The 12,964-nt window shown below is 66.7% G+C and carries 9 protein-coding genes; all 9 read left to right on the forward strand.

Annotated elements, in window-relative coordinates:
• Positions 1–71: 71 nt before the first annotated feature.
• Positions 72–809 carry a TSUP family transporter gene (locus tag VLK31_RS23410; RefSeq protein ID WP_409170943.1) on the forward strand — a complete coding sequence of 246 codons (738 nt, stop codon included), beginning with the start codon at positions 72–74 and terminating at the stop codon, positions 807–809.
• Between the two features lie 175 nt (positions 810–984).
• Positions 985–2,619 carry a xanthine dehydrogenase small subunit gene (gene xdhA / locus VLK31_RS23415; RefSeq protein ID WP_409170851.1) on the forward strand — a complete coding sequence of 545 codons (1,635 nt, stop codon included), beginning with the start codon at positions 985–987 and terminating at the stop codon, positions 2,617–2,619.
• Positions 2,620–2,621: 2 nt separating this feature from the next.
• Positions 2,622–5,081 carry a xanthine dehydrogenase molybdopterin binding subunit gene (xdhB, locus tag VLK31_RS23420; RefSeq protein ID WP_409170852.1) on the forward strand — a complete coding sequence of 820 codons (2,460 nt, stop codon included), beginning with the start codon at positions 2,622–2,624 and terminating at the stop codon, positions 5,079–5,081.
• Positions 5,082–5,184: 103 nt separating this feature from the next.
• Complete coding sequence (locus VLK31_RS23425) at positions 5,185–6,207, forward strand: LysR family transcriptional regulator (protein ID WP_409170853.1); 1,023 nt, start codon at positions 5,185–5,187, stop codon at positions 6,205–6,207.
• 50 nt (positions 6,208–6,257) lie between these two features.
• On the forward strand, positions 6,258–7,658 hold the full coding sequence (locus tag VLK31_RS23430; RefSeq protein ID WP_409170854.1) for an NCS2 family permease: 1,401 nt from the start codon (positions 6,258–6,260) through the stop codon (positions 7,656–7,658).
• A 123-nt stretch (positions 7,659–7,781) separates the two neighbouring features.
• A complete protein-coding gene (locus tag VLK31_RS23435; RefSeq protein WP_409170855.1) occupies positions 7,782–9,314 on the forward strand; it encodes an ABC transporter ATP-binding protein in 1,533 nt (510 codons plus the stop codon).
• Positions 9,301–10,452: an ABC transporter permease gene (locus VLK31_RS23440; protein WP_409170856.1), complete on the forward strand. Its 1,152-nt coding sequence runs from the start codon at positions 9,301–9,303 to the stop codon at positions 10,450–10,452. Before VLK31_RS23435 ends, VLK31_RS23440 begins: the two co-directional genes overlap by 14 nt.
• A 356-nt stretch (positions 10,453–10,808) precedes the next feature.
• Positions 10,809–11,729, forward strand: a complete 921-nt coding sequence (locus VLK31_RS23445; protein ID WP_409170857.1) for an ABC transporter permease — start codon at positions 10,809–10,811, stop codon at positions 11,727–11,729.
• Positions 11,730–11,779: 50 nt separating this feature from the next.
• Positions 11,780–12,946: a BMP family ABC transporter substrate-binding protein gene (locus tag VLK31_RS23450; protein ID WP_409170858.1), complete on the forward strand. Its 1,167-nt coding sequence runs from the start codon at positions 11,780–11,782 to the stop codon at positions 12,944–12,946.
• Positions 12,947–12,964 lie beyond the last annotated feature (18 nt).

The following is a 12,964-nucleotide window of genomic DNA, read 5'->3' on the forward strand; positions in this document are numbered from 1 at the left end:
CTTTCTCCTGCTTTCTGACTGCGTTCCCGGTGCCAGAGATTTTTTCCCAGGCCGGCCCCGTGCTGGTCTTCATGGCCTGCGTCGCGCTGGCCACCTACGCGCAAAACCTGACCGGTTTTGCCTTCAGTCTCATCCTGCTCGGGTTGGTGTCGGTGTTCCACATCGCCAGCGTGAGCGACACGGCCAATGCCGCCACGGTGCTCAGCCTGGTCAACGCATGGACGTACTTTCGCGCCCGGCCCGGCGTGGTGCCCTGGCAGTTGATGAAGCCGGCGCTCAATGGCAGCACGGTGGGCGTCATCGTCGGGCTGTTGCTGCTCACCTGGCTCAGTGGCGGCGCGGTCGACTGGTTGCGCGGGCTTCTGGGCGTGTCGATACTGGGCTGCGCCGTGCTGCTGGTGCGCCAGGGCCGGCCGCTGGCCAAGGTGTCCAGCGCCAGGAGCTTTGCCGTCATCGGTGGGCTGTCGGGTGTGCTGGGCGGGTTGTTCTCCAGCTCGGGGCCGCCCATCGTCTTTCACATGTACCGCCAGCCGCTGGACCGCGAGCTGGTGCGCCGCGCGCTGCTGCTGATGTTCGCCTTCAACTCGCTCGTGCGGCTGGTGATCGTGGTGCCGACGGGGCATTTCTCCGGCTATTCGGCGCTGCTGGCCGGCTGCGCGATGCCGGTCGTCTACGCGGTCACGCGGCTGCACCACCGCCTGCCGAACAAGCTGCAACCGCGCACGCTGAAATGGCTGGTGGGCGGCTTGCTTGCCGCGGCGGGCGCCACGCTGGTCGCGTCCGCCTGGGTGGCGATCGCGCAGGGGTAATCCCGGTCTCTGTCGGCGTGGCCCGGGAATTGCAGCGCCTTCGCAAGGGTTTCCCCGGACGTGGCATACCGACCCCCACATACGCGTTATGGGCGACCCCGTATGCACGACGCCACACAAGCCGCTAACGTCCATGACTGACCGACAACAGGTCCCCCACGAGCCCCAAAAAAGCATGAGCACCGACAGCAGCCACAGCAGCCCGATTCAACCGATCCGCTTTTTCCATCGCGGAAAGATCGTCGACGTCACCGGCGTTCACCCGACCCGTTCGGTGCTCGACTGGCTGCGCGAAGACGCCCGCTGCACCGGCACCAAGGAAGGCTGCAACGAAGGCGACTGCGGCGCCTGCACCGTGGTCATCGGCGAGCTGGCCACCGACCCGGCCGCGCCGGGCACCGTCGGCGGGCTGAGCCTGCAGACCGTGAACGCCTGCATCCAGTTTCTGCCCACGCTGCACGGCAAGGCGCTGTTCACGGTGGAAGACCTGAAGGGCCAGTGCAAGGTCGAAAAGACCGCTGAAAAGAAACCGCACACCGTCCACACGCTGCACCCCGTGCAGCAGGCCATGGTCGACTGCCACGGCTCCCAGTGCGGCTTTTGCACCCCCGGCTTCGTGATGTCGCTGTGGTCCGCCTACGAGCACCACCAGGCCGAAGGCACCCAGCCCACCCGCCAGCAACTGGCCGACGACCTGTCGGGCAACCTGTGCCGCTGCACCGGCTACCGCCCCATCCTCGACGCCGGCCAGCGCATGTTCGACCTGCCCGCGGTGCGGCTGGACACCACGCCGGTGGTTGCCGCCCTCACCGCGCTGCAGAACGACGGGCTCGACTACGCCGCCCCGCTCGGCGCGCGCATCGACCATTTCCACGCCCCCAAGACCCTGGCCCAGCTCGCCGCCCTGCGCGAGCAGAAACCGCGTGCCCAGCTGCTGGCCGGCTCCACCGACGTCGGCCTGTGGGTCAACAAGCAGTTTCGCGACCTCGGCGACATCATCTACGTGGGCGACGTGGCCGAGATGAAGACCATCGAAGACCGCGCCACCGATGCGGGCGACGAGCTCTACATCGGCGCCGGCGCCTCGCTCGAATCGGCTTTCTCGGCGCTGGTTTCGCGCGTGCCCAGCCTGGCCGACGTGTGGCTGCGCTTTGCCTCGCCGCCCATTCGCCACGCCGGCACCATGGGCGGCAACGTGGCCAACGGCTCGCCCATCGGCGACTCGCCGCCGGTGCTGATGTCGCTGGACGCGCAGATCGAGCTGCGCCGCGGCACCGTGGTGCGCCGCATGCCCTTGCCCGACTTCTATGTCGACTACATGAAGAACCAGCTGCAGCCCGGCGAGTTCGTGCAGGGGCTGGCGGTGCCGCATGCCGCCATGCGCCGCCATGTGCGTGCCTACAAGATCAGCAAGCGCTTCGACTGCGACATCTCCGCGCTGTGCGCGGGCTTTGCCATTGAATTCGAGGACGGCGGCGACACGGTGAAGGCCGTGCGCCTGGCCTTCGGCGGCATGGCCGCCACCGTGAAGCGCGCCGCCGGTGCAGAGGCGGCCATTGTGGGCAAGCCCTGGACGCAGGCCAGCGTGGCCACCGCCAAGCTGGCGCTGGCGCAAGACTTCAAGCCGCTGTCGGACATGCGCGCATCGGCCGACTACCGGCTGCAGGTGGCGCAGAACCTCATTCAGCGCCTGTGGCTCGAAACCCGCGCCAACGACGCCCTGTCGCTCGAAGAAACCAGCGTCTGGAGCGTGATGCCTCACGTCACATCTGCCACCTCGGCCACCCCGACCACCGCCGCAGGAGTCTGACCATGAACAAACCCATCGACGCCCGCCTGCTGCAGCCCGCCGAGGCCTTTGCCGACTACCTTGCCAACGCCGCCGCGCGCATCGACGTGGGCGCCGAGGCGCTGGCGCACGAGCGCGGCATGCGCGTGGGCATCAGCCGCCCGCACGAGTCGGCGCACCTGCACGTGGCCGGCGAGGCCACCTACATCGACGACATTCCGGAGCTGGCCGGCACGCTGCACTGCGCGCTGGGCCTGTCGCCGGTGGCCAACGGCCGTGTCACGGCGCTGTCGCTGGACGCCATTCGCGCCATGCCGGGCGTGGTGGCGGTGCTGACGGCCGACGACATTCCGGGCACCAACGACTGCGGCTCGATCATTCACGACGACCCCATCCTGCTGCCGGTGAACGACGGTGGCGACATTCGCTACCTTGGCCAGCCGGTGTTCGCGGTGATCGCCGAAACACGCGACGCCGCGCGCCGCGCCGCCGCCAAGGCGAAAGACGCGATGACCATCGAGGCGCAGCCGCCCGTCATCACCCCGCAGGACGCGCATGCGCGCGGCCAGTACGTGGTGCCGCCCATGCACATCGTGCGCAGCGGCGGGGCTGCCAACCAGGGCGACGAGGCGGCCGTGCGCGCCGCCATCGCCCAGGCACCGCATCGCCACAAGGCCACGCTGGACGTGGGCGGGCAGGAGCAGTTCTACCTGGAAGGCCAGATCAGCTACGCCATTCCCAAGGAAGGCGGCACGCTGCACATTCACTGCTCCACGCAGCACCCGAGCGAAATGCAGCACCTGGTGGCGCATGCCATGCACCTGCAGTCGAACGAGGTGCATGTGGAATGCCGTCGCATGGGTGGCGGCTTTGGCGGCAAGGAGTCGCAGTCGGCCATCTTCGCCTGCGTGGCGGCCGTGGCCGCGCGCCAGCTGCAGCGCCCGGTGAAGCTGCGGCTGGACCGCGACGACGACTTCATGATCACCGGGCGGCGCCACTGCTTCTGGTACGAATACGAAGTGGGCTACGACGACGAAGGCCGCATTCTGGGCGCGGAGATCACCATGGTGTCGCGCGCCGGCCATTCGGCCGACCTGTCAGGCCCGGTGATGACCCGCGCGCTGTGCCACTTCGACAACGCCTACTGGCTGCCCAACGTGGCCATGCACGGCTTCTCGGGCAAGACCAACACGCAGAGCAACACGGCCTTTCGCGGCTTTGGTGGCCCGCAGGGCGCGATTGCAATCGAGAACATCCTCGACTCGGTGGCGCGTGAGCTGAAGCGCGACCCGCTCGACGTGCGGCGCGTCAACTTCTATGGCAAGGCAGAAAACAACGTCACGCCCTACCGCCAGACCGTGACCGACAACATCGTTCATGAGCTGGTGGCCGAGCTGGAAAGCACCAGCGACTACCGCGCGCGGCGCGAAGACATCGCGGCCTTCAACCAGAAGAGCACGGTGCTCAAGCGCGGCCTGGCGCTGGCGCCGTTGAAGTTCGGCATTTCGTTCAACGTGAAGCACTTCAACCAGGCCGGTGCCTTGGTCCACGTGTACACCGACGGCTCCATTCTTGTGAACCACGGCGGCACCGAGATGGGCCAGGGCCTGAACACCAAGGTGGCACAGGTGGTGGCGCACGAGCTGGGCGTGAGCTTCGAGCGCGTGCGAGTCACCGCCACCGACACCACCAAGGTGGCCAACACCTCGGCCACGGCCGCATCGACCGGCGCCGACCTGAACGGCAAGGCCGCGCAAGATGCGGCCCGCCAGATCCGCGAGCGCCTGGCCGACTGCGCGGCCGAGCGCCACGGCGGCAAGCCCGGCGACGTGCGCTTTGCCAACGACAAGGTCGAGGTGAACGGCCGCACGCTGGCCTTCAGCACCGTGGTGGGCGAGGCGTATCTGGACCGCAAACAGCTGTGGTCCGACGGCTTCTATGCCACGCCCGGCCTGAGCTGGGACAAGGACAAGATGCAGGGCCGCCCGTTCTACTACTACGCCTACGGCGCGGCAGTGAGCGAGGTGATCGTCGACACGCTCACCGGCGAATGGAAGCTGCTGCGCGCCGACATCCTGCACGACGCGGGCAAGTCGCTGAACCCGGCCGTGGACATCGGCCAGGTCGAGGGCGCCTTCATCCAGGGCATGGGCTGGCTCACCACCGAAGAACTGGTGTGGCATCCGCAAAGTGGCAAGCTCACCACGCACGCCCCCAGCACCTACAAGATTCCGACCGCCAACGACTGCCCGCCCGTGTTCAACGTGCGCCTGTTCGAAGGCCAGAACTTCGAAGACTCCATCCACCGCAGCAAGGCCGTGGGCGAGCCGCCGCTGCTGCTGCCGTTCTCGGTGTTCTTCGCGATCCGCGATGCGGTGTCGGCGGCCGGGGGCCACCGGGTCGATCCGCCGCTGAAGGCGCCGGCCACGAGCGAGTCGATTCTTCGCGCCATCACGATGGTGCAGGCTGCATCGGTCGAATGACAGCGGGCCGTGCTCGCACGGTCCGAGCTTCACTTTCACCCCCCGGTTCGCCAAATGCTGCGCTGTATAACTGTTCGCACAGACAAGAAAGGTGTGAACAGCCATGAGAGACCAAGCGCTTTTCGACAAGATCGACCTGCATCTCATACGGGTGCTGCACACCGTGCTGACCGACCGCAGCGTTTCGCGCGCCGCCATTCGCCTGGGCATGTACCAGCCGGCCGTGTCGGCCGCGCTGAAACGCCTGCGCGAGTTGTCGGGCGATCCGCTGCTGGTGCGCTCGGGCTCGGGCATGGTGCCCACCGACGCGGGGCTGCGCATGATCGAGCCGGCCGCGAGCATTCTTCGCGCGGCCGAAATGCTGTTCTCCGACGCACGCGGCTTCGACCCGCAGTCGGCGGCCACCACCTTTCGCATTGCCGCCAGCGACTACATGGACCCGCTGTTCCTGCCCATGCTGGTGGCGCAGGTCAAGCGCGATGCACCGCTGTGCCAGATCGAGATTCACGCGCTCTCGCCCGACTCGGACTACCACGGCCACCTGGCGCTGGGGCAGGTCGACCTGGTCATCGGCAACTGGCTCAAGCCGCCGGAAGACCTGCACATGGCGCGCCTGTTCGGCGACGAGGTGGTGTCGCTGGTCAACCAGGACCATCCGGCGGTGCGCCGCGGCTGGGACCTGGAAACCTGGCTGGCGGCCGAGCACATCGCGCCCACGCCCATGCACCCGGGCGGGCGCGGCATCATCGACCAGATGCTCGACGAGCTGGGCCGGCAGCGCAACATCACCGCGCGCTGCGCGCACTTCAGCCTCATACCCGACATGGTGGCCTCAAGCCTGCTGGTGCTGACCACCGGGCGCCAGTACTGCGAGCGCTTTGCCGCGCGGCTGCCGCTGAAAATTCTCGACTGCCCGGTGGCGCTGCCCCGGCTCATGTACTACCAGCTCTGGCACGAACGCACGCATTCGTCGAGCTCGGCGCGCTGGCTGCGCGAATGCATCAAGAACGTGGCGTCGTCGCTGCGCCCCACGGTTTCCGCGATACCCGCCGGTGCCTCGTCGCGCCCGCCCACCGCGCCTGAAACCTCCGATCCCTCAAGGGTCCCGCTCGCGCCGGCGTCGTGAGCGGGGCAACGATGAAGCAACCGCCACTACAACAGCTGGAGACAAGCGAAATGAGTACGTTGGAACAGGCGCCCAAAGGCGCCGAGCCCCGCAAGCCGGGGCATGCAGAGTCCGCACGTCCGCGTGCGGCTGAGGGCAATTCAAGCGGCGCGGGCCTGCTGGAGCGGGTGTTCAAGCTCAGCGAGCACAACACCACGGTGCGCATCGAACTGGTGGCGGGGCTCACCACCTTCCTCACCATGGCCTACATCATCTTCGTGAACCCCAGCATCCTGGGCGACGCGGGCATGCCCAAGGGCGCGGTGTTCGTGGCCACCTGCGTCATCGCGGCGTTCGGCACATTGATCATGGGCCTGTACGCCAACTACCCGATCGCCATGGCGCCGGGCATGGGGCTGAACGCCTACTTCTCCTACGTGGTGGTGCTGGGCATGGGCTACACGTGGCAGGTGGCGCTGGGCGCGGTGTTCATCTCGGGCTGCCTGTTTCTGGTGGTCACGGTCACGGGGCTGCGCAAGCTGATCATCGACGGCATACCGCATTCGCTGCGAACAGCGATCACGGTGGGCATCGGCATGTTCCTGGCGCTGGTGGCGCTGAAAAGCGCGGGCGTGGTGGCGGCATCGCCGGCCACCTTCGTGACGCTGGGCGACGTGCATTCGGCCCCGGTCATTCTGGCAACCATCGGCTTCTTTCTGATCGCGATCCTCGACCGCCTGAAGGTGCGCGGCGCCATCCTCATCGGCATTCTGGCGGTGACCGTGGCCTCGTTCTTCGTGGGCGGCAACAAGTTCGAGGGCGTGTTCGCGGCGCCGCCGTCGGTGGCGCCCACCTTCATGCAGCTGGACGTGATGGGCGCGCTGAAGGGCGGCATTCTGAACGTGGTGCTGGTGTTCTTTCTGGTCGAAATGTTCGACGCCACCGGCACGCTGATGGGCGTGGCCAAGCGCGCCGGCCTGCTGGTGCCCGGCAAGATGGAGCGCATGAACAAGGCGCTCCTGGCCGACAGCGGCGCCATCTTCGCGGGCTCGCTGCTCGGCACCTCGAGCACCACGGCCTACGTGGAAAGCGCGGCGGGCGTGCAGGCGGGCGGGCGCACCGGGCTCACGGCCGTGGTGGTGGCCGTGCTGTTTCTGGCCTGCCTGATGATTTCGCCGCTCGCGGCCTCGGTGCCGGCCTACGCCACCGCGCCCGCGCTGTTCTTCGTCGGCTGCCTGATGCTGCGCGACCTGACCGAGCTGAACTGGGACGACACCACCGAGGTGATTCCGGCCGCGCTCACCGCGCTGGCCATGCCCTTCACCTACTCGATTGCCACCGGCCTGGCCTTCGGCTTCATCTCGTACGCCATCTTGAAGCTGTTCACCGGCCGGGCACGGGAAGTGCATGTGTCGGTGTGGATCATCGCGGCCGTGTTCCTCTTCAAGTTTGCCTATGTCGGCGCCCATTGACCTGATGTCAAGACGGGCATGACCGGGGGCTGAGGCACTCCGGCCGGGGGCGGTGTCGCTATTAAACTTATAGCTGTACACCGCCTGTCGATGTTGAACGAGACACTCACTGAAAACCCCGGCATGACAACCCCCAGACTCCAGCTCGCGCACATCACCAAGCGGTATCCCGCGGTGGTGGCCAACAGCGACATTTCCCTGGCCGTGGCACCCGGCGAAATTCACGCCGTGCTCGGCGAGAACGGCGCCGGCAAATCGACCCTGATGAAGATCATCTACGGCTCGGTCAAGCCCGACGAAGGCAGCGTCACCTTCGACGGCCAGGTCGTCAACCTGCGCAACCCGCAGCAGGCCAGGGCGCTGGGCATCAGCATGGTGTTTCAGCACTTCAGCCTGTTCGACACCCTCACCGTGGCCGAGAACGTGTGGCTGGGCCTGGACAAAGCTCTGCAGCTGGCCGAAGTGGCGCGCAGCATCACCGCCAAGGCCAGCGAGTACGGCCTGGACATCGACCCCGCGCGCCCGGTGCACACGCTGTCGGTGGGCGAGATGCAGCGCGTTGAAATCATTCGCGCGCTGCTGACCAACCCCAAGCTCTTGATCCTTGACGAGCCCACCTCGGTGCTTACGCCGCAGGCGGTCATCAAGCTGTTCACGGTGTTGAAGAAGCTGTCGTCCGAGGGCTGCAGCATTCTGTACATCAGCCACAAGCTGCATGAGATTCAGGAGCTGTGCAGCGCCTGCACCGTGCTGCGCGGCGGCAAGGTCACGGGCGTGTGCAACCCGCAGAACGAAAGCACGCAGTCGCTGTCGCGCCTGATGATCGGCAGCGAGCCGCCGCCGCTGCAGCACCGCCCGGTGCATGCGGGCGCCGTGGCGCTGCGCGTGCAGGGGCTGACGCTGGCGCGCGAAGACCAGTTTGGCGTGGACCTGGACGCCATTTCGTTCGACGTGCGCGCGGGCGAGGTGGTCGGCATCGCGGGGGTGTCTGGCAACGGCCAGCGCGAGCTGCTGTACACGCTGTCGGGCGAGGACGTGCGTGCCGACGCGGCCATGGTGCGGGTGTTCGACAAGCCGGCCGGCCGGCTGCGCCCGCGCTCGCGGCGCGCACTGGGCCTGCACTTCGTGCCCGAGGAGCGGCTGGGCCGTGGCGCCGTGCCCACGCTGGGCCTGGCGCACAACCTGCTGCTCACGCGCAGCGAGGCGGTGGGCCGCGGCGGGTGGATCCGCACCGGCGCGCTGGAGCGCCAGGCGCAGGGCATCATCGAGCGCTTCAAGGTCAAGGCCGGTGGCCCGCGGGCGGCGGCGCGTTCGCTGTCGGGCGGCAACCTGCAGAAATTCATCGTCGGTCGAGAGATCGACGCCAACCCCAAGCTCTTCATCGTTTCGCAACCCACCTGGGGTGTGGACGTGGGCGCCGCCGCGCTGATTCACGCCGAGATACTGGCGCTGCGCGACGCCGGCTGCGCCGTGCTGGTGATCAGCGAAGAGGTCGACGAGCTGTTCAACATTTGCGACCGGCTGCACGTGATTGCCAAGGGCCGGTTGTCGCCCTCCATCGACCGCGCCGTGGCCACGCTGCCGCAGGTCGGCGAGTGGATGAGCGGCCTGTGGCAAGGCCACACCCATTCGGAGGCTGCCCATGTTCAAGCTTGAACCCCGCCCGGAGCTTTCGCGCTTCTGGAGCTATGCCTCGCCGATTCTGGCGTTGCTGATCACCGTGCTGATTGGCGTGGCGCTGTTCGCCGCGCTGGGCAAGGACCCGGTGAAGGGCCTGCTGGTGTTCTTCTACGAGCCCATCAAGAACGGCTACGCCATTGGCGAGCTGATGGTCAAGGCCACGCCCTTGCTGATCATTGCGTTGGGCCTGGCGGTGTGCTTTCGCTCGAACGTGTGGAACATCGGCGCCGAGGGGCAGTTTGTGTTCGGTGCCATTGCGGCCGGCGGTGTTGCGTTGCTGGCCGACAAGAACACGGGCCAGTGGATCGTGGTGGCCATTCTGGTGGCGGGCATGCTGGGCGGCATGCTGTGGGCAGGCATCGTGGCGTTCCTGCGCGACAAGTGCAATGCCAACGAAATTCTGGTGAGCTTGATGCTGGTCTACGTGGCCACGCTGTTGCTGGGCTACATGGTCTACGGCCCGTGGAAAGACCCGAACGGCTACAACTTTCCGCAGTCCAAGACCTTCGAGGCGGTCACGCAGATACCGCGCCTGTTCAAGGGCTCGCGGGTGACCATCGGGCTGGTCATTGCGTTGGTGGGCGCGGGGGCGTTGTGGGTGTTCTTGTTCCGCACGCGCGCGGGCTTTGCGCAGCAGGTGGGCGGGCTGGCGCCGGCGGCGTCGCGCTATGCGGGGTTCTCGGCACGGCGTGCGGTGTGGATCGCGTTGTTGACATCGGGCGGCGCGGCCGGCCTGGCCGGTGCGCTGGAAGTGGCGGGCCCATTGGGCCAGCTCACGCCGTATGTGCCGGCGGGCTATGGTTTCGCGGCCATCATCGTGGCGTTCGTCGGCCGTCTGCATCCGGTGGGCATGATTTTCTCGGCCATCCTGATGAGCATGTTCTACATCGGTGGTGAGCTTGCGCAGTCGCGTTTGGGTCTGCCCAAGTCGCTCACCGGTGTGTTCCAGGGTTTGCTGCTGTTCACCCTGCTGGCCTGCGACACCCTCATTGCCTACCGCATCCGGCGCAAGGCGGCTGCCAAGGCTGCCGCGGCCGGCATGACGACTACCTCTTTGCAGGCCAGCACGCCGCTTACTGCGCCTGTCGCTAGCTCTACTGAGGGGGCTCGCTGAGATGAATGCTTGTCTGTTTCTTCGCCGTTGTTCAGGGCGCGCCCACGCCGACGGGGTACCTTGCTCCGCGAATGTCCCCCGGCCTGCGGCCTCCTCCTTTATTTCGCTGCGCAAGGCACCCCATCGGCGTGTGCGTTATTCGGAGCGGTCGTTGATCGCGGGATCACCACGAGCGTGCCCCGGTGCAAAGGGCGTCGGGTGCTCCCCGCAGCGAAATAAAGGAGGAGGCGAAGCCGGGGGACATTCGCGGAGGGGAGTACCCGGCGGCCTTTGCACGCGCCCTGAACAACGCAGCCCTGAACAACAGCACCAAAGACAACAGCAAAAACAAACAACTCAACAGGCGAAAGACTGACATGGAAAGCTACGCACTCCTGCTGGGTTCCACACTGAGCGCGGGCACCGTGCTCGCCATCGCCGCACTCGGCCTGCTCATCAACGAGAAAGCCGGCATCGTCAACCTGGGCGCCGAGGGCCTGATGCTGTGCGCCGCCATCGCCGGCTTTGCAACCGTCGTCGTCACCCGCAACCCCTGGCTCGGCTTCCTCGCCGGCATGGCCGCCGGCGCGCTGCTCGCCGCCTTCTTCGGCGTGCTCGTCATCTGGCTCAACACCAACCAGTACGCCACCGGCCTCGCACTCAGCCTGTTCGGCGTCGGCTTCTCCGCCTTTGTCGGCATCAACTTCGTGCAGGCCAAACTGCCTGAGAGCGTGTCCTACGCCATCCCCGTGCTCGGCGACATTCCCCTCGTCGGCCCCGCACTGTTCCGCCACCACCCCATGGTGTACTTCGCGGTGCTGCTCACCTTCGGGCTCATCTGGTTTTTGTACCGCACACGCGCCGGCCTGGTGCTGCGCTCGGTCGGCGAATCGCCCGAATCGGCTCACGCGCTGGGTTACCCCGTGCGCCGCATCCGCTTCATGGCCGTGATTGCCGGCGGCGCGCTGTGCGGCTTGTCGGGGGCTTACCTGTCCACCGTGTACACACCGCTGTGGGTCGAAGGCATGGTGGCCGGGCGCGGGTGGATCGCGCTGGCGCTCACCACCTTCGCCACCTGGCGCCCGATGCGCGTGCTGCTCGGCGCGTACCTTTTCGGTGGCGTGTCGATGCTCGGTTTTCACCTGCAGAGCAGCGGTGTCGACGTGCCCGCGCAGTTCCTCAGCATGCTGCAGTACATCGCGCCCATCGTGGTGCTGGCGCTCATCTCGCGCAACCCCGCATTCATCCGCGTCAACATGCCGGCTTCCATCGGGAAACCGTTCTACCCCGGCTCATAATCGCGTTTTTCGGTTTTCCGCCAACCCGTCCTTTTTGAGGATTTTCGACAATGAATGATCTGAACAAGCGCTCCCTGCTCAAGCTGGCTGCCCTCACGGCGGTCGCTTCGGCGGCCCTGATCGGCTGCGGCAAGAAAGAAGAAGCGGCAGCACCGGCCGCGGCACCCGCACCGGCCCCGGCAGCAGCAGCAGCAGCGCCGGCACCCGCTGCGCCGCTGAACATCGCTTTCGCCTACATCGGCCCGGTCGGCGACGGCGGCTGGACCTTTGCGCACGACAACGCACGCAAGGCGCTCGAAAAGGAATTCGGCGACAAGATCAAGACCACCTTCGTCGAAAGCGTGCCCGAAGGCGCCGACGCCGAGCGCGTGTTCCGCGACATGGTCGGCCAGGGCAACAAGCTGATCTTCGGCACCACCTTCGGCTACATGGAGCCTATGCTCAAGGTCGCGGCCGACAGCAAGGACGTGAAGTTCGAGCACGCCACCGGCTACAAGACCTCCGAGAACATGCGCACCTACGACAGCCGCACGTACGAAGGCGCGTACATGGCCGGCGTGATTGCCGGTGCCATGACCAAGAGCAACACGCTGGGCGTGGTCGGCTCGGTGCCCATTCCTGAAGTGCTGCGCAATATCAACAGCTTCACGCTGGGCGCGCAGTCGGTCAACCCGAAGATCACCACCAAGGTGGTGTGGGTGAACGAATGGTTCAGCCCGCCCAAGGAAACCGAAGCGGCCACCGCGCTCATCAACGGCGGCGCCGACGTTCTGTTCCAGAACACCGACTCGCCGGCCGTGCTGAAGACCGCACAAGAGAAGGGCAAGCGCGCCTTCGGCTGGGACTCCGACATGACCGCCTACGGCCCCAAGGCCCACCTGGCATCGGCCACCATCAACTGGGCGCCGTACTACATCAAGGCCACGCAGGAAGCGCTGGACGGCAAGTGGGCCACGGGCCAGGCGTGGTGGGGCGTGAAGGAAGGCGCCATCGACCTCGTGTCGATTGCCGACGACGTGCCGGCCGAAGCCAAGGCCAAGGTCGAGGAAGTGAAGAAGGGCCTGAAGGACGGCAGCTTCGTGATCTGGAAGGGCCCGATCCTGGGTCAGGACGGCAAGGAAGTGGTGGCCAAGGACGCCGTGGCCGACGACAAGTTTCTGTCGGGTGTCAACTTCTACGTCAAGGGCGTAGAAGGCAAGGTGCCAGGAGGCAAGTAAGGCTCGCCCTCAGGCTTC

The organism is Variovorax sp. H27-G14 (assembly GCF_046156345.1).
Taxonomy (GTDB): Bacteria; Pseudomonadota; Gammaproteobacteria; order Burkholderiales; family Burkholderiaceae_C; genus Variovorax.

Bases quoted from the DNA above. Each gene is read 5' to 3' on its own strand.
- VLK31_RS23410 (WP_409170943.1), top strand. From the start codon at position 72: ATGGCCTGCGTCGCGCTGGCCACCTACGCGCAAAACCTGACCGGTTTT.
- xdhA (WP_409170851.1), top strand. From the start codon at position 985: ATGAGCACCGACAGCAGCCACAGCAGCCCGATTCAACCGATCCGCTTT.
- xdhB (WP_409170852.1), top strand. From the start codon at position 2,622: ATGAACAAACCCATCGACGCCCGCCTGCTGCAGCCCGCCGAGGCCTTT.
- VLK31_RS23425 (WP_409170853.1), top strand. From the start codon at position 5,185: ATGAGAGACCAAGCGCTTTTCGACAAGATCGACCTGCATCTCATACGG.
- VLK31_RS23430 (WP_409170854.1), top strand. From the start codon at position 6,258: ATGAGTACGTTGGAACAGGCGCCCAAAGGCGCCGAGCCCCGCAAGCCG.
- VLK31_RS23435 (WP_409170855.1), top strand. From the start codon at position 7,782: ATGACAACCCCCAGACTCCAGCTCGCGCACATCACCAAGCGGTATCCC.
- VLK31_RS23440 (WP_409170856.1), top strand. From the start codon at position 9,301: ATGTTCAAGCTTGAACCCCGCCCGGAGCTTTCGCGCTTCTGGAGCTAT.
- VLK31_RS23445 (WP_409170857.1), top strand. From the start codon at position 10,809: ATGGAAAGCTACGCACTCCTGCTGGGTTCCACACTGAGCGCGGGCACC.
- VLK31_RS23450 (WP_409170858.1), top strand. From the start codon at position 11,780: ATGAATGATCTGAACAAGCGCTCCCTGCTCAAGCTGGCTGCCCTCACG.